This is a genomic window from Pseudomonas jinjuensis, assembly GCF_900103845.1.
Classification (GTDB): Bacteria; Pseudomonadota; Gammaproteobacteria; order Pseudomonadales; family Pseudomonadaceae; genus Pseudomonas; species Pseudomonas jinjuensis.
On record NZ_FNIJ01000004.1, the window covers coordinates 344,339 to 360,736 of the forward strand.

The 16,398-nt window shown below is 66.7% G+C and carries 17 protein-coding genes; 5 read left to right on the plus strand and 12 right to left on the minus strand.

Features of this window, described 5'->3' with window-relative positions; genetic code table 11:
• Nucleotides 1-10 precede the first annotated feature (10 nt).
• Genes BLR75_RS07920 through BLR75_RS07930 form a run of 3 tightly spaced genes read right to left on the minus strand, consistent with a single transcriptional unit; the run spans nt 11 to nt 1,585 of the window.
• The gene (locus tag BLR75_RS07920; RefSeq protein WP_084314399.1) at nt 11-280 is read right to left on the minus strand and encodes an MmoB/DmpM family protein; all 270 of its coding nucleotides are present in this window, start codon (nt 278-280) and stop codon (nt 11-13) included.
• Nucleotides 277-1,272: an aromatic/alkene monooxygenase hydroxylase subunit beta gene (locus BLR75_RS07925; protein WP_084314400.1), complete on the minus strand. Its 996-nt coding sequence runs from the start codon at nt 1,270-1,272 to the stop codon at nt 277-279. Before BLR75_RS07925 ends, BLR75_RS07920 begins: the two co-directional genes overlap by 4 nt.
• Nucleotides 1,273-1,327: 55 nt before the next feature.
• The gene (locus tag BLR75_RS07930) at nt 1,328-1,585 is read right to left on the minus strand and encodes a phenol hydroxylase subunit (RefSeq protein ID WP_084314401.1); all 258 of its coding nucleotides are present in this window, start codon (nt 1,583-1,585) and stop codon (nt 1,328-1,330) included.
• Between the two features lie 372 nt (nt 1,586-1,957).
• Here BLR75_RS07930 and BLR75_RS07935 point away from each other — a divergent pair, with 372 nt between their 5' ends.
• Nucleotides 1,958-3,661 (plus strand): sigma-54-dependent Fis family transcriptional regulator, encoded by a 1,704-nt coding sequence (locus tag BLR75_RS07935; RefSeq protein WP_084314402.1) that lies wholly within the window; start codon nt 1,958-1,960, stop codon nt 3,659-3,661.
• 169 nt (nt 3,662-3,830) lie between these two features.
• Nucleotides 3,831-4,760, plus strand: a complete 930-nt coding sequence (catA, locus tag BLR75_RS07940; RefSeq protein ID WP_084314403.1) for a catechol 1,2-dioxygenase — start codon at nt 3,831-3,833, stop codon at nt 4,758-4,760.
• 4 nt (nt 4,761-4,764) lie between these two features.
• Here the strand turns inward: catA and BLR75_RS07945 are convergent, their stop codons facing one another.
• Nucleotides 4,765-5,973 carry a diaminopropionate ammonia-lyase gene (locus BLR75_RS07945; protein ID WP_084314404.1) on the minus strand — a complete coding sequence of 403 codons (1,209 nt, stop codon included), beginning with the start codon at nt 5,971-5,973 and terminating at the stop codon, nt 4,765-4,767.
• A gap of 55 nt (nt 5,974-6,028) precedes the next feature.
• A complete protein-coding gene (locus tag BLR75_RS07950; protein WP_084314405.1) occupies nt 6,029-7,282 on the minus strand; it encodes a Zn-dependent hydrolase in 1,254 nt (417 codons plus the stop codon).
• Between the two features lie 172 nt (nt 7,283-7,454).
• Here BLR75_RS07950 and BLR75_RS07955 point away from each other — a divergent pair, with 172 nt between their 5' ends.
• The 3 genes from BLR75_RS07955 (at nt 7,455) to BLR75_RS07965 (ending at nt 9,723) form a co-directional block, all read left to right on the plus strand.
• A complete protein-coding gene (locus tag BLR75_RS07955; RefSeq protein WP_084314406.1) occupies nt 7,455-7,934 on the plus strand; it encodes an Lrp/AsnC family transcriptional regulator in 480 nt (159 codons plus the stop codon).
• A 90-nt stretch (nt 7,935-8,024) separates the two neighbouring features.
• Nucleotides 8,025-8,954, plus strand: a complete 930-nt coding sequence (locus tag BLR75_RS07960) for a LysR substrate-binding domain-containing protein (RefSeq protein WP_084314407.1) — start codon at nt 8,025-8,027, stop codon at nt 8,952-8,954.
• A gap of 64 nt (nt 8,955-9,018) precedes the next feature.
• A complete protein-coding gene (locus BLR75_RS07965; RefSeq protein ID WP_084314408.1) occupies nt 9,019-9,723 on the plus strand; it encodes an SDR family oxidoreductase in 705 nt (234 codons plus the stop codon).
• A gap of 77 nt (nt 9,724-9,800) precedes the next feature.
• Here the strand turns inward: BLR75_RS07965 and BLR75_RS07970 are convergent, their stop codons facing one another.
• From BLR75_RS07970 to kce, 7 genes are all read right to left on the minus strand, one after another.
• Nucleotides 9,801-10,742: a choline ABC transporter substrate-binding protein gene (locus tag BLR75_RS07970; protein WP_084314409.1), complete on the minus strand. Its 942-nt coding sequence runs from the start codon at nt 10,740-10,742 to the stop codon at nt 9,801-9,803.
• 66 nt (nt 10,743-10,808) lie between these two features.
• Nucleotides 10,809-11,270, minus strand: a complete 462-nt coding sequence (locus tag BLR75_RS07975; RefSeq protein ID WP_084314410.1) for a thioesterase family protein — start codon at nt 11,268-11,270, stop codon at nt 10,809-10,811.
• Nucleotides 11,271-11,303: 33 nt separating this feature from the next.
• A complete protein-coding gene (locus BLR75_RS07980; RefSeq protein ID WP_084314411.1) occupies nt 11,304-12,257 on the minus strand; it encodes a PDR/VanB family oxidoreductase in 954 nt (317 codons plus the stop codon).
• 83 nt (nt 12,258-12,340) lie between these two features.
• Nucleotides 12,341-13,276: a 3-hydroxyacyl-CoA dehydrogenase NAD-binding domain-containing protein gene (locus BLR75_RS07985; protein WP_084314412.1), complete on the minus strand. Its 936-nt coding sequence runs from the start codon at nt 13,274-13,276 to the stop codon at nt 12,341-12,343.
• Nucleotides 13,276-14,025 carry an SDR family NAD(P)-dependent oxidoreductase gene (locus tag BLR75_RS07990; RefSeq protein ID WP_084314413.1) on the minus strand — a complete coding sequence of 250 codons (750 nt, stop codon included), beginning with the start codon at nt 14,023-14,025 and terminating at the stop codon, nt 13,276-13,278. Before BLR75_RS07990 ends, BLR75_RS07985 begins: the two co-directional genes overlap by 1 nt.
• 5 nt (nt 14,026-14,030) lie before the next feature.
• Complete coding sequence (locus BLR75_RS07995) at nt 14,031-15,452, minus strand: aminobutyraldehyde dehydrogenase (protein ID WP_084314414.1); 1,422 nt, start codon at nt 15,450-15,452, stop codon at nt 14,031-14,033.
• A gap of 15 nt (nt 15,453-15,467) precedes the next feature.
• Nucleotides 15,468-16,397 carry a 3,5-dioxohexanoate:acetyl-CoA acetone transferase gene (kce, locus tag BLR75_RS08000; RefSeq protein ID WP_084314464.1) on the minus strand — a complete coding sequence of 310 codons (930 nt, stop codon included), beginning with the start codon at nt 16,395-16,397 and terminating at the stop codon, nt 15,468-15,470.
• Nucleotide 16,398 lies beyond the last annotated feature (1 nt).

A 16,398-nucleotide genomic window follows, 5' to 3' on the forward strand; every position in this document is an offset into this window, starting at 1 on the left:
GTTGTGCGGATCAGTTCCAGTGCAGGGCGAAGCAGTCCTCGTCCTCCTCGACGTTGCCGCCGAGGGTGATCACGTCGATCAGCATTTCCTGCACGTCCCACTCGCGGCCGAGCTTCTCCTCCACCGTGGCGCGATGGATCTCCAGGCGGCCCTCCGCCTGCACGCGGATCATCGCGGGCTGGTGCTGGACCTCGGCGTGGGGGTTGTCCTGGGTGATGGCCTCGACGATATAGCGGGCGCTGTCGTTGTCCTGGAAGGCGATGTAGACGAGGGAATTCATGCTGCTGCTCCGGTCAGGCCGAGTTTCTTCAGGCGGGCGCCAAAGGCGCTGTCGATGGCATCGAGGGCTTCGCGGCCGGGGCCGATGTCGGCGAGCGGGGCCAGGGCTTCGAGGGCGCGGACGCGCCAGTGGGCGACCCAGCCTTCGATCAGCTGGCGGTTCTCGGCGCTTTCGCCGGCCACCGTCTTGACCATGGCGTCGACCCAGCGCTGGCTTTCGGCGAACCACAGGCGCATGAACTCGGTGAGCATGCCCACCTGCCCTGCCCCCTTCGCCACGAGCTGTGCGTCGAAACGTTCGAACAGCAGCGGATAGAGCAGGCCGTCGCTGACCAGGTTCTGCGCCAGGCTCAGCTCGAACCAGTCGCGCAGCACCAGGCTGTCTTCCACGTAGCGGCGCACGCCCTGCCAGGCCGGCTCGGCCATCCAGCGCTGCTTGGCCTCGGCGAGCAGCGCCAGGCCGTCGTCCTCCAGCATCAGGCCGATGCGCGACAGGTACTGGGCGATGGCCAGGCGATCCATGGCCTGGAACATGTGCATCTGGGTCAGGCTGGTGCCGAAGCCGTCGGCGGCGATGCCGCTGTTGTTCATGTTCGCGCCCAGCTCGGCGTGGCGCAGCGGCAGCAGAAGCTGGGCGATCAGCGCACGGATTTCCGCGGGCAGGCCGGCCAGCAGGTCGCGCTTCTCGCAGAAGGCGAAGTCGTGCTCGGCGTTCTCCTGCATCCGCGCGCGGGCCTGGACGTAGGCGCCGTAGTAGTACTGGCGCGGATCGCTGACGGCGTACCAGTCGGCCATGCGCACGGCAGTGCGGGTGGGGTCGTTGAGCAGCTTGTCCGGCTGCCACAGCGGACGGTAGTGGAAGTTGGTGGCCGCCTCGATGTCGAAGCTGGCCTCCTGGTAGCGGCTGGCAGGCTTGTCGCCGAAGCGCCGGCGGATGTGGCTGAAGGTCTGCCGGATCGGTTCGACCGTCGCCGTCTTGATCTCGATAGTCATGCAAGGCGTCCTGTAGTTGTTGTTGTGGGGAATGCGCGCGTCCTCGCCGGGCGCGTCAGTCGTCCTGGCCGCGGCTCTCGCCGTAGCGCCATTTCTCCATGTCGGCGTCGATGGCCGCGGCCATCGCTGCGTCCATGTGCCGGACCCGGTTGCTTGCGCAGAAGCTGGCGAACGCCGCGCGCGGCAGGACCAGCTCGACGAAGAGGTCCGGGTAGCCGATGGCGAAGTCGAACTCGACGAAGGCGGCGTCGGGCTCGCTGCGCACCCGCACATAGCGGGGCATCTGTTCGAAGGGGGTTGCTGCCTGGTTCATGCTTGCTGCTCCCGTTGGCTCGAAGGGGCAGGAGCAACGGCTGTGCCAGGAGCCTGGCGAGGCTCGCGGATTTATCACAAGCAATTGATTTTAAAGGCGTTCTATCGGCGCCCCGGAGACATCGGGACGACTCCCGGCGCATCGCCGTCGAATGGCCGATTGATCATTTGCTCAATCGCCGGGGGCGCCATGGAGCAAATGGCGAAAGTCGACGCGATTGACTTTTCCCGGCGTTTCAGGCGGCCTAGAAAAAGAAAAACGACCCGTGCCTTGCATGAACCGCCGAGGTCGTCCCGGCGCGACCGGAACCCGCCACAGCCTGGGCGGGACGCGCCGCATCCCCCATACAAATACAACCAGGGGCGCAACCGAATGATTACGCAGTACAAGGCGCCGGAACCCGCACCGGCCCTGAAGGACCTCACCGAGCAGGTCCGCTTCCTCGGCACCGAAGGCAAGATCTGGCTGGACGAGCAGCGCATGCTGCTGGTCCAGGCGGCGATGATGGCGAGCATGCGCCGCGAGCTGGTCGAGATGCTCGGCGTCGAGCGCGCCAAGGGCTTCTTCCTGCGCATGGGCTACCAGTCCGGGCTGAAGGATGCGGAGCTGGCGCGCAAGCTGCGCCCGCAGGGCAACCCGGTGGAGATGTTCTTCATCGGCCCGCAGCTGCACTCGCTCAAGGGCATGGTCAAGGTCCGCCCGCAGCAGCTGGAAATCGACCTGGAAAGCGGCCATTTCTACGCCGACATCGAGTGGCAGGATTCCTTCGAGGTGGAGAACTGCCAGCTGGAAAACCTGCATTCCGAACAACCGATCTGCTGGATGCTGCTGGGCTACGCGATCAGCTACAGCTCGTTCTTCCTCGGCCGCCAGGTGCTCTACAAGGAGGTCAGCTGCCGCGGCTGCGGCGATGCCGAGTGCCGCATCATCGGCAAGCCGGTGGAGCAGTGGGAGGACGCCGAGGAGTTCATGCGCTACTTCCAGAGCGACCCGATCATCGACGAGCTGCAGTCCCTGCAGGTGCAGGTGGCGAACCTGCGCCAGCGCCTGCAGCAGGAGGCCGGGCAGTTCTACGGGATCGGCCAGTCGCCGGTGTATCGGCGCTGCTGCGCGCTGATCGACAAGGTCGCCTCCGGCAAGGCCTCGGTGCTGCTGCTCGGCGAAACCGGCGTCGGCAAGGAAGTCATCGCCCGCAGCCTGCACCTGCGCAGCGAGCGCGCCGGCGGGCCCTTCGTCGCGCTGAACTGCGCGACCATTCCCCCGGACCTGATCGAGGCCGAGCTGTTCGGCGTCGAGAAAGGCGCCTACACCGGCGCCCAGCAGTCACGCATGGGCCGCTTCGAGCGCGCCAACGGCGGCACCCTGTTCCTCGACGAGATCGTCGAACTGACGCCCCGCGCACAGGCCAGCCTGCTCCGTGTACTGCAGGAAGAGGAACTGGAGCGCGTCGGCGACACGCGCACACGCGAGGTCGACGTACGGGTCATCGCCGCGACCCACGAGGATCTGGAGCAGGCGGTCAGGCAGGGACGCTTCCGTGCCGACCTGTTCTACCGCCTGAACGTATTCCCGGTGCGCATCCCGGCGCTGCGCGACCGCCGCGAGGACATCCCGCTGCTGATCGAACACTTCCTCGCCCGGCTGCACGAGAGCTACGGCAAGAAGACCCTGGGCCTCAGCGACCGGGCGCTGGAGGCCTGCCTGCAGTACGCCTGGCCGGGCAATATCCGCGAGCTGGAAAACCTCATGGAGCGCGGCGTGATCATCACCGACGAGAACCAGAGCATCGGCCTCGACGCCCTCTTCCCCCACGCCCCGCCGCCGGCCGACAGCATCGGCCTGGCCAGCGACGGCCGCCTGGTGGCTTCCGCCGAGCAGGCCGCCCCGGGGTGGATCGCGCAGATCATCGACAGCGGCACCAGCCTGGATGCCGTGGAAGACGCCCTGATGCAGGAGGCGATGGCGCGCTGCAAGCAGAACGTCTCGGAGGCCGCGCGCCTGCTCGGCATGACCCGCCCTGCCCTGGCCTACCGGCTGAAGAAATCTCCGGGCGAAGGCGCCGCCGGCAAGCCTTGAGCATTTGCTCAATCCCTGCGGCGCGCATTGATCAAATGATCGATCGCGCGCCGCCTCCCTTATCCCTGTTCACGAAAAATCCCTTGAATATCAATGCGGTGAGAGAGTGGCACCAGATTTGCTCAAGGGTCTGCACCCCGCATAACAACAACGACCGATGAGGTGCCACATGACTGTCAGGATTTCCCACTCTGCCGACGTCCGGAAGTTCTTCGAGGAAGCCGCCGGCTTCGGCAACAACCAGGGCAGCCCGCGCGTGAAGCAGATCATGCTGCGCGTCCTGCAGGACACCGCGAAGCTGATCGAAGACCTGGAGATCAGCGACGACGAGTTCTGGACCGCGGTGGACTACCTGAACCGCCTGGGCGGGCGCGGCGAAGCCGGCCTGCTGGTGGCCGGCCTCGGCATCGAGCACTTCCTCGACCTGCTGAGCGACGCCAGGGACGCCGAAAGCGGCCATACCGGCGGCACCCCGCGCACCATCGAAGGCCCGCTGTACGTGGCCGGCGCGCCGCTGAGCGAAGGCGAGGCGCGGATGGACGACGGCAGCGACCCGGGCACCGTGATGTTCCTCGAAGGCCGCGTCCTCGACCTGGACGGCAACCCTGTCGCCGGCGCCACCGTCGATCTCTGGCACGCCAACACCAGGGGCCTGTACTCCTACTTCGACCAGAGCCAGTCCGAATACAACCTGCGCCGCCGCATCCTCACCGACGCCGACGGCCGCTACCGCGCCCGCAGCATCGTGCCGAGCGGCTACGGCTGCCCGCCGGACGGCCCGACCCAGGAGTGCCTGGACCAGCTGGGCCGCCACGGCCAGCGCCCGGCGCACATCCACTTCTTCATCTCCGCGCCGGGTTATCGCCACCTGACCACCCAGATCAACCTGTCCGGCGACCAGTACCTGTGGGACGACTTCGCCTACGCCACCCGCGACGGACTGGTCGGCGAGGTGAACTTCGTCGAGGACGCGGCGGAGTGCGCCAAACGCGGCGTGAGTGGCCGCTTCGCCGAAATCGAGTTCAGCTTCCAGTTGCAGAAGGCCGGCAACTCAGCCGACGAGCAGCGCAGCCAGCGGCCGCGCGCACTGCAAGGCTGAGCGCTCAGGCTCGAGGCGACCAGGCTTCCTGGCGAGCCCGCACCGACTCGCCGGACTCGCCCACCAGCCCGGCGTACACGCCCGGCGCGGTGTCGCCTTCGGTGCTGATCAGCAGGACGCGGGACTTCCCGTCGAGGCCGACGTCGGTCGCCTGGCTGCCCGAGGCAACCAGCCGCGTCAGCCCGGCGAGGCCGGCTACGGCCGACTCGCCCGCGACCAGGGGGATGTCGCGACCGCTGCCAACGGCCAGGCGGCGCATGGCGGCAACGGCCTCGTCGTCCCGGATGGTCATGAAGAAGTCGACGCTCGGCTGCAGGAACTTCCAGGCCAGCGGCGAGGTTTCGCCGCAGGCCAGGCCCGCCATCAGCGAGTCGACCGAGCCGGTGGCGCTGGCGGCCTTTCCGGCGATGGCGCTCTGGTACAGGCAGTCGGCCTGCTCCGGCTCGACCACGATGAAGGTCGGCCGGCGTTCCCCGCAGAGCTCCCACAGGTAGCTGGCGATGCCGGCGGCGAGTCCGCCCACGCCGCCCTGCAGGAACACATGGGTGAACGCCGGCACGGCCGCTTCGACGATTTCGGCGGCGATGGTGCCGTAACCCTGCATGACATCCCGCGGGATTTCCTCGTAGCCGTCGTAGGAGGTGTCCGAGACGACCCGCCAGCCATTCTTCGCGGCCAGCGCCGCCGCCTCCTCGACGGAATCGTCGTAGTTGCCGGCAATGCGGACGATCTCCGCACCATAGGCGGCGATGGCCGCTTCCCGCTCGATGCTGACATTGGCATGGAGCACGATCACGCAGCGGCAACCGACGCTCCGTGCAGCCGCAGCCAGCGCGCGGCCGTGGTTTCCGTCGGTTGCGCTGATCACGGTGAACTGCGCCAGGGCCGCGGCGTGCCGGCCGGCGAGCAGGTCGCGGGCAGTGAAGTCGTGCTGCGGGAACGTGCGCAGGATCAGGCGAACCAGGGCGATCGGCGCACCCAGCGCCTTGAAGCTGCCCAGCTCCGAACGTACCGATTCGTCCTTGACCAGGATTTCAGCCACGCCCAGTTCGTTGGCCAGGTCGGGCAGCGAGTACAGCGGCGTTCCCCCGCCGTTCAGACGCGGCCATTGCGCCAGCCACTGACGGCTCTCGTCGGCCTTGCGGATGCTCATGATGTTCCGCAGGGCGTCGGGATAGGGCTGGCGGGTAGCGTTGGGGTTTGCAATCAGCATGTCGGGCTCCGGTGGCAGGGCCGGCAGCGTACCGGCGGGATGAAGGGCGAAGGAATCAGCGGGCCGGGTTCAGGCGCCGGACGACGACGTCGAGCAGCACCTCCGCGCCTTTCAGCAACTGGTCGTCGTCGGTGTGCTCGCGCGGGTTGTGGCTGATGCCGCCACGGCTGGGGACGAAGATCATCGCCGCAGGCGCGATGCGGGCGATCATCTGGGCGTCGTGCCCTGCGCCCGATGTCATGCGGCGATGGCTGAAACCCAGGCGCCGGGCGGAGGACTCGATCTCCCGGGCCAGCTCCGCATCGAAAGTCACCGGCTGGAAGCGCGCCAGCCGCTCCGTGCCGATGGTGACGCCCTCCTCCCCGGCGATCCGCTCCAGGAATTGCGCCAGGCGCGCCTCCGCCTGGACGAGCTTGCCCTCGTCAGGATCGCGCAGGTCGACGGTGAAGGTCGCGCGCCGCGGGATGACGTTGATGACATTGGGCTCGAAGTTCATGCAGCCGACGGTGGCGAGCGTGGTCCCGCTTTCCCGGGCGATGCGGCGCAACTCGGCGACGACAGCGCCGGCCACGTAGCCGGCATCGTGCCGCAGGCGAGTCGGGGTGGTGCCTGCGTGGTTGGCGTTGCCCTGCACTGTGACCTGTTGCCAGGAAATGCCCTGGAGGTTCTCGACCACGCCAATCAGGGTGTTCCCGGCTTCCAGAACCGGCCCCTGCTCGATGTGCAGTTCGAGGTACTCGTGCGGGACCATGGCGCCCGGCTCCAGATCGCCGGCATAGCCGATGCGCCGCAGCTCATCGCCCAGGCGCGTGCCGTCGGTGCCGATGCTGGCCAGCGCCTCCTCCAGCGGAAGACCGCCGGCATATACCAGGGAACCCATCATGTCCGGCTGGTAGCGAACGCCTTCCTCGTTGGTGAAGGCGGCCACCGTGATGGAGCGTTCCGGCAGCGCCCCGGCCTCGCGAAACGCACGCAGCACGGCCAGCCCCGCCAGCACTCCGTAGCAGCCATCCAGGGCCCCGGCGTTGGTCACGCTGTCGATGTGCGAGCCGATCATCAGGGGCGCCTGGTCACCCTTATCGCCTGCGGAGCGCAGGGTGCCGAAGATGTTGCCGATGCGATCGAAGCGAATCTCCAGTTCCAGCTCGCGCATCCAGGCGACCAGTTGGTCGCGGCCCGCCTTCTCGGCATCGGTGAGCGCGATGCGCGTCCTTCCGCCGTTGACGGGGTCGACGCCAATCCCGCCAAGAACGTGAATCTGCTGCAGCAGGATCGGGCCGTTCAAACGCAGCTCAGGCAACTTGCTCATCGGTTCTCCGCGACGATACGGATGCGGGAAGGAAGCGCATCCGGTCGCACTCTGGTGGTGGATGTGTAAATCTTATTCCTGTGACTTGCAGCGAAATCCTGTTTTCACCGCCAATTGCGTATTTTCATTTCGTTTCTGGCCAGCCAACCGTCATTCCATTACGAGCGCCCCGATGAATCTCGATCAGTTCGACCGCGCGCTGCTGGAAGCCGTCCAGCAGGACGCCACGACCTCCCAGCTCGAGCTGGGGGAACGGGTGAACCTGTCGTCCGCCGCGGTGAACCGGCGACTGAAGAAAATGGGCGCCGACGGCGTCATCCAGCGCACCGTCGCCCAGGTGAATCCTGCGTCGCTTGGCTACACGCTCACGGTGATCGCGGAAGTGGAGGTGGAAAGCGAGCGCCTGGATCTGCTGGACGAGATGAAAAGGTCCTTCCTGGCGTGCCCCCAGGTCCAGCAGTGCTACTACGTCGCGGGCGAATGCGACTTCGTGCTGATCATGCTGGTCAGGAACATGGAGCAGTACACCCAGCTGACCCGGGAACTGTTCTTCGAAAGCAACAACGTCAAGCGCTTCAGGACGCTGGTGTCCATGAGCAACGTGAAGACGGGGCTTGCCGTGCCGACGGATGGTGGCGACGGGCGGGGTTGAAACCGGCCGACGTCCATTGCCTCCGGTTTCCTTTTCTCCCCGGGAGCAGTAGCTTCGGACTCACCGTGAGCCAGTAGAAATCCCATCGCCATGTCGGAGCTGTTCAAGAGCCTGCCGTCGCTGAATGCGCTTCGGGTGTTCGAAGTCGTGTCGCGCCATTCGAACTTCCGTCTCGGCGCCGAAGAACTGGGCGTCACCCAGGCTGCGGTGGCGCAGCAGATTCGCGGCCTGGAAGCGAGCCTCGGGCTGAAGCTCTTCGAGCGGCTGCCCCGTGGGCTGGCCCTGACCGAGGCGGGACGGGCTTACGTGGTCAGCGTCCGCAAGGCGTTCGAACTCATCGACGAGGCCACCCGCTCGCTGCGCCCGGAGCCGACGCACCTGACCGTCAGCGTGACGCCCAGCTTCGCCTCCAGGTGGCTGATCCCCCGACTGGCCGACTTCACCGGGACCCACCCGGAAATCGATCTGCGGGTGCTCGCCACCGAGCGCCTGTCGCACTTCCAGACCGATGGCGTGGACATCGCCGTCCGCTACGGCCGCCCGCCTTTCGGCCCCGGGCTGAACGCCGAGCTGCTGTTCGAACAGCGCATCGTGGCCGTGGGCAGCCCGGCGCTGCTGCAGGCCATGGGAACGCCCCGCAGCTTCGCCGAGCTGCAAGGCTTCATGCTCCTGCACGACGCCCACAACTTCTGGCCGCAGTTCATCGCGCAAGTCTTCGACCACCCGGTGCAGGTCGCCCCGAAGAACGTCCGCTTCAACCAGACCTCGCTGGCGATCGAGGCCGCCATCGCCGGCCAGGGCCTGGCCCTGGCCAGCCACTTCTTCGTCCAGGACGACATCCGCGCGGGGCGCCTCGCCTGCGTCGCCGCGCGGGAGTTGCGGGTGGATACGGGCTTCTACCTCGTCTGGCCGCGCAAGTCCCGACACCCGGCGGCACAGGCGCTGGTGCGCCAATGGCTGATCGACCAGGCCACCCGCTCTATCGATAGTTTGTCTACTGCATCGCGAAACCCCGGCTGACTCTCTGCCGGCGCTACGCGGTGCTAGGCTCGGGACTCACTCAGCCAGCCCGGGAGAACGCCCGATGTCAGTAGAAAAAGTAGCGATCATCACCGCCGCAGGCAGCGGCATGGGAGCGGCCGCAGCCCGGCGCCTCGCGGCGGACGGCTTCAGGGTCGGCATCCTCTCCTCCTCCGGCAAGGGCGAGGCGCTGGCCCGGGAGCTCGGCGGTATCGGCGTGACCGGCAGCAACCAGTCGAACGACGACCTGAAGCGCCTGGTCGACGCGGTGAGCGAACAGTGGGGCCGCATCGACGTGCTGGTGAACAGCGCCGGCCATGGCCCGCGCGCGCCCATCCTCGAGATCAGCGACGAGGACTGGCATCGCGGAATGGACACCTACCTGCTCAACGTGATCCGCCCGACCCGCCTGGTGACGCCACTCATGCAGCGGCAGAAGAGCGGCGTGATCATCAACATCTCCACCGCCTGGGCCTTCGAGCCGAGCGCGATGTTCCCCACCTCCGCCGTGTTCCGCGCGGGCCTGGCGTCCTTCACCAAGATCTTCGCGGACACCTACGCCGCCGACAACATCCGCATGAACAACGTCCTCCCCGGCTGGATCGACAGCCTGCCGGCCACCGAGGAACGGCGTGACAGCGTGCCGCTGCAGCGCTACGGAACCAGTGAAGAGATCGCCGCGACCATCGCCTTCCTGGCCTCGGAAGGCGCCGCCTACATCACGGCGCAGAACATCCGCGTCGATGGCGGAATCACCCGGGCGGTCTGAATCTCTGGGTGAAGGACGTGCTGCGCTTGCCAGGGGACGGCCATCGAGCCTGCCCCCGGCAGCGCCTCCAGACCGAACTAAAGGCTCTGCCTGACAGCCTCGAGGCCGGGCTTTCCATCACGGGTGGTGACGCCTGCCAGCCAGTCCTCCAGGACATGCGGGTTCTTCTTCAGCCAGGCCCGCGCGGCATCCTCGGGCTCCATCTTGTCTTCGAGGATCGAGCCCATGATGTTGTTCTCCATGTCCAGGGTGAAGCTCAGGTTCTTCAGGAGCTGGCCGACGTTCGGGCACTCGCCCACATAGCCCTTGCGGGTGCTGGTGTAGACGGTTGCATCGCCGAAGTCGGGCCCGAAGAACTCATCGCCGCCGGTCAGGAACTTCATCTTGAAGCGGGTGTTCATGGGGTGCGGTTCCCAGCCCAGGAACAGGATGGCGTTGTTACGCCGGATGGCCCGCTCGACCTGGGACAGCATGCCCGATTCACTCGACGCCACCACGCTGAAGCCGGCGTCCCCGAGGCCGAAGGCATTCTGCTCGATGGCCTTGAGCACCGCCTTGTTGCCGCCATCGCCCGGCTCCAGGCCGTAGATCCTGCTGTTCAGCTCGTCCTTGAATTTCGGGATATCGGCGAAGTCCTTCAGCCCCCGGTTCCACAACTCTTCCGGCACCGCCAGCGTGTACTTGGCGTGCTGCAGATTGGCCCGCACGATGTCGATCCTGCCGGCGTCGCGGTAGGGCTTGAGGTCCGGTTCCATGGTCGGAATCCAGGTGCCGAGGAAGACGTCCATGTTCTTGCCTTCGGCCAGCGCCTTGTAGGTCAGCGGAACGCCCAGCAGGGTGACCTTGGTCTTGTAGCCCAGCCCCTTGAGCAGGGTATTGGCGATGGCCGTGGTGGACTGAATGTCCGTCCAGCCGGGGTCGGACATCCTGACGGTGTGGCACTGGGCGGGCTCGGCGGCCTGGGTCAGAACGGGAAGACAAGCCAGTGCGCCCAGGAACAGGAAGGATGAAGCTCTCATCTGGTGAATCCTCAAGGCAGTCGTTGTTGTTTGCTTCTTGTTGTGCCCCCGAAACAGAGGCCCGCATCACCGGCGAATGGCGATGGTTCTCCCGCAGTAGCCAGGATGGCTGGCGCCCTGGTACTGCCTGAAGAGTTCGGATATCCGGGCGTCCACCGCGTCGGCGAAGGCACAGGCCTTGCCGGCCTGAAAATCGATGTTCATCAGCATCTGCTCGCTGACTGCCAGCGGCTCATCGCTGCCCTCCAGATGAAGGTCGTGCACGATGTGCAGGCGCTTCGGATCGCGATCGATGAACCGCGTGCGCACTGCCAGCGGGTCGCCCAGCTTCGCCTGCGCCAGGTAGTTGATGTGCGCCTCCAGGGTGAACAGCGTGTGCCCGGTCTCGGCGCGCCCCGCCTCGTCCAGGCCGATGCGATCCATCAGGGCATCGGTGGCGTAGCTGAAGATCAGGAAGTAGAAGGCATCGCGCAGATGCTCGTTGTAATCGATCCATTCGCGCAGGACCGGCGTTCGGTAGGTCAGCATCGGGTGATTCCCCCGCAGTCGGAGATCATGGCGTCAGAGGTCCAGTTCGAGCGTGCCGGACAGCGCCCGGGAAACGCAGACCATCATGGTGTTGTTGCAGCGTTTCTCGGCCTCGCTCAGCACGCTGTCGCGATGGTCCGGCGTGCCGGACAGCACGCGGGTCTCGCAGGAGGCGCAGGTGCCCTCGCGGCACGAGCTTTCCACCCGCACGCCATTGGCTTCGAGCACCTGCAGGATGCTCCTGTCGGCCGGCACCTCCAGGCACTTGCCACTGCGCGCGAGCTTCAGGGTGAAGGCGCCATCGGCCCGGGTCTTCTCCACCTGCCTGGGAGCGAACCATTCGAAGTGCACCTGCCCGGCGGGAAAGGACTTCGCCGCCTCCTCCACCGCCAGCATCAGGGGCGTCGGCCCGCAGGTGTAGAGATGCGCCCGCCCGGGCAAGCGGGCCACGGCAGCGGCGACATCGAACAGGGCTCCGGCCTCTTCGTCCGCATGCAGCGTGACCCTGTCACCGTAGCTTTCCAGTTGTTCCAGGAAGGCGGCCCGCTCGCGGTTGCGCACCAGGTAGAACAGGCGCCAGGGACGCCCATTCGCCTCGCACCACTGGATCATCGAAAGGATCGGCGTGATGCCGATGCCACCGGCGAAGAAGACGAACTCGACGGCATCCTCGAACAACGGAAAGTTGTTGCGCGGCGGCGTCACCCGGATCAGGTCGGCGACGCGCAGCGACTGGTGGATGTAGCGCGAACCGCCCCGGCTGGCCGGCGCCAGTCCCACACCGACGCGGTAGCAATCCCGTTGCCGGGCATCGCCGCACAGGGAGTACTGGCGCACCAGTCCGTTGGGCAGGTGCAGCTCGATGTGCGCACCGGCTGTGTATGCCGGCAGCTCGCCGCCGGATGGATCGCACAGCTCGATGACCAGTGCGTCCCTGGCGGCGCTGGCGATGTTCGCTACCCGCAGTGTCAGACGTTCGACCGACATGATTACCTCTGCATCCAGGGTTGGGGCTTCCTGCCCATCACCAGCCGGTGGGGAGCGGTGCTCCCCTGCCGGCATCCAGAACATCATTTGCGCCGCAGGTGCGCGGTAGTCTTGAGCATCGCCTTGATCAGGTCGTCCCGTGCCTGCGAAAGTTCCGCCTGGCTGCCGTTGGCGGACTCGGCGGCCACGCCCTGCACCAGCAGCGCGGCGGTCTCGGCATCCAGACGCGGGTCGCCCAGGTCCTCCCACCAGCGGTGGAAGCTCTCGGTGTACTTCTCGCAGAAGGACTTCAGGCCGCCCGGACCGCCCCCGAGGTGGAACAGCATGGTGGGCCCCATGGCCGCCCAGCGCAGACCGGGCCCTGCCCACACGGCGGTGTCCACGTCCTCGACGCTGGCCGCGCCGATCTTCACCAGATGGATGGCCTCGCGCCAGAGCGCCGCCTGCAGCCGGTTGGCGACATGGCCGGGGACTTCACGCTGTACGCGGATGGTCACCTTGCCGACCAGTTCGTAGAAGCGCTCCGCGCCCTCGACGGCATCCTGCGCAGTGCGCTGGTTGCCCATGACTTCCACCAGCGGAATCAGGTGCGGCGGGTTGAACGGATGACCGAGGACGAAGCGCGACGGATCGATCCAGCCGGCCTGCATCTCGCTCAGCGGCAGGCCCGAAGCGGACGAGGCGATGATCGCGCCCGGCTTGAGCAGCGGTTCGATTTCCGCGTAGAGCGCATGCTTGATCCGGATGCGCTCGGGCACGCTTTCCTGGATGAAGTCGGCGTTCTTCACCGCCTCGGCGGCGGTGCGATGGAAGCTCAGCTCGCCCGGCGCGCCCTCTTTCACCAGCCCCAGTTCCTGCAAGGTCGACCAGGCGCTCTTCACATACTCGCGGACATCCTTTTCCATCCCTTCGGCGGGATCGAATACCGCCACGTTACGGCCGGAGGCCAGGAACAACGCCGTCCAGCTGGCACCGATGACGCCGGCGCCCAATACCGCAACATTCTGGAATTCACTCATCAGAAAAACCTCGGTTGGAGTGGGGAAGCGGCAGTCAGACCGCCGTCGATCACATAGCACTGGCCGGTGATGAACGCGGCCTGTGCGGAAGCGAGCCAGGCCACCAGTTCGGCGACATCCTCCGGTCGGCCGAAGCGGCCGGCGGGGTGCCTGGCAAGGGCATCGGCCCTGGCCTTTTCGGGGTCCCTGGCGAGGGCGAAACCGTCCTCGGCCATGGCCGTCATGATCCAGCCCGGGCACACGGCGTTGCAGCGCACGCGCGGGCCATGGTCCACGGCGATGGAGCGCGTCAGGCCATGGACGAAGGCCTTGGAGGCGTTGTACAGGGCCATCGAGGGATCGGCGTTCAGGCCGGAAATCGAGCCCAGGTTGACGATGCAGCCGCCGCTTGCCCGCATGCCCGGCAATACCGCGCGACACATGTTGAAAGTGCCCCTGGCATTGACGCCCATGAGCAGATCCCAGTCCTCGTCGGTCGTGTCGATCAGGGTCTTCTCGACCTGCACGCCTGCGTTGTTGACCAGGATCGTCGGCATGCCGAAGCGTTCGAGGGTTCGCTCCAGAATGCGCGTGGCGTCCTCCGGCCTGGAGACATCGGCCTGGAGCCACATGACCTCACCGCCAAGATCGTCAGGGCGAGCACCACGACCGCAGGTCACCACTCGCGCACCTTGGCCGAGGAACTTCTCGACTATTGCGCGGCCGATTCCCCGGCCACCGCCAGTCACAATCACAATGTCTTCAGTCATACGCGTTACCCGTGAGCGAACATGACGTGGCGGACGGCGGTGTAGGCATCGAGCGCGAACACCGACATGTCGCAGCCGTGGCCCGACCCTTTCATGGCGGCCCAGGGCATCTCCGGCGTCGCCACACCGTGGGTGTTCACCCAGGTGAAGCCGTAGCGCAGGCGGCTGGTGGCCTCCATCGCCCTGGCGCTGTCCCGCGTCCACACGGACGAGGCCAGTCCGTAGCGGCCGGCGTTGGCGATCGCCACCGGGTCCTGGTCCCTGCTGAAGCGCGACACCGTGATCACCGGGCCGAAGATTTCGCTCGTGGCGATTTCGGCATCGTGGTCGACGTTGGCGACCACCGTGGGGCGATAGAAGAACCCCGGGCGATCCCCCGCCATCCCGCCGGTAACGACTTCCGCACGGCTACGCGCACGCTCGACGAAGCCCGCCACGCGCTGCCGGTGCGACTCGCTGATCAACGGTCCCATCTCGGCGCCTTCTTCCCGCTGCGCACCTGTGCGGATCGAACTCACGGCATCCGCCAGGTCGGCCACCACGTGCTCGTAGACCTCGTCGGCGACGAGCAGGCGGCACGGCTGGGCGCAATCCTGCCCGGCATTGAAGAACGCCGTTCCGCGGAGTATGGCGACCAGCTTTTCGATGTCGGCGTCGGCGTAGACGATCACCGGCGCCTTGCCGCCCAGTTCGAGATGAACCTGGCGCAGCTGTCGCGACGCCGCGCGCATGGCAGCGGCTCCCGTGGCGGGCGAGCCGGTGATGCTGATTCCCTCCATGCCAGCAGCATTGACAAGACGATCACCGACACTCCCTCCTCTCCCATTGATCACGTTCACCACGCCGCGAGGCAGGATGTCCCGCAGCAGCTCGGCCAACCGCAGGGTCGAAAGCGGCGTGAGCTCCGAAGGCTTGAGCACCACCGTGCAGCCGGCCGCCAGCGGTGCGGCCAGCTTCCACGCCGCCATCATCAAGGGGTAGTTCCACGGCGCGATGGCGGCCACCGGACCCAGCGGGTCGCGCCGGATCAGGCTGGTATGCCCGGCGACGTACTCCCCGGCGGCGACGCCGGAGAGCGTCCGCGCCGCTCCGGCGAAGAAGCGGAAGGTGTCGACCGTCAGCGGTATCTCATCGTTCAGCGCCGACGGCCAGGGTTTGCCCACGTTGGCGCTTTCCAGCGCGGCCAGCTCCTCGGCATTGGCCTCGATGAGTTCGGCGATTTCCAGCAGCAGGGCGGAGCGGGCTGCCGGGGTCGAGCGCGAGTAGGAGAGGAAGGCCTCCTCAGCCGAACGGGCGGCGGCGGCGACCTGTTCATCACTTGCCTCGTGCACCTGGGCAATCCGTTCGCCGGTGGCGGGATCGAGCACGCACAGCGCCTCGCCCTCCCCCGGCACCAGTTCGCCGTTGATCAGCATTCGGGTTTGCATGGGGACTCCTCCGCGTCAGAACTCGACCCTGTCGCCGCCCTTGAGGCCCAGGCGCGCACGGGCTTCCGCCGGAGTGGCGACCTTCAGGCCGAGGCTTTCGACGATCGAACGGATCTTGCGCACCTGCTCGGCGTTGCTTTTCGCCTTCTCGCCGGGGCCGATGTAGAGGCTGTCTTCCAGGCCGACGCGCAGGTTGCCGCCGAGCAGGGCCGCCTGTGTGGCGAACTGCATCTGGTTCTTGCCCGCGGCCAGGACGGACCACTCGTAGTCGTTGCCGAACAGCTTCTGGGCGATGGTGTGCATGTGCATCAGGTTGTCGAGGTCGGCGCCGACCCCGCCGAGCACGCCAAACACCATCTGCACGAAGAACGGCGGCTTGATCCAGCCCTGGTCGATGACCCACGCCAGGTTGTAGAGGTGGCCGAGGTCGTAGCACTCGAATTCGAAGCGCGTCCCGTGCCCTTCGCCCAGTTCCTTCAGGATGTATTCGATGTCGGCGAAGGTGTTGCGGAAGATGAAGTCCCGCGTGCTTTCCAGGAAGGCGGGCTCCCACTCGTGCTTCCACTCGGTGTACCTGGCCTTCATCGGGAAGATGCCGAAGTTCATCGAGCCGACGTTCAACGAGGCCATTTCCGGACTGAGGCTCAAGGCCGCGCGCAGACGCTCTTCGCGCGTCATGCCAAGGCCGCCGCCGGTCGACATGTTGAGAACGGCGTCGCTGCGGCTCCTGATCTGGCCCATGAAGTCGCGGAACAGCTCCGGCCGCGGATCCGGCTTTCCCGTTTGCGGATGGCGGGCGTGCAGATGGATGATCGACGCGCCGGCCTCGGCCGCCTCGATCGACGAGAGGGCGATTTCATCCGGCGTGATCGGCAGGTATTCCGACATGCTCGGGGTGTGCACGCCACCGGTGGAGGCGCAGGTGATGATTACGGATTTAGGCATG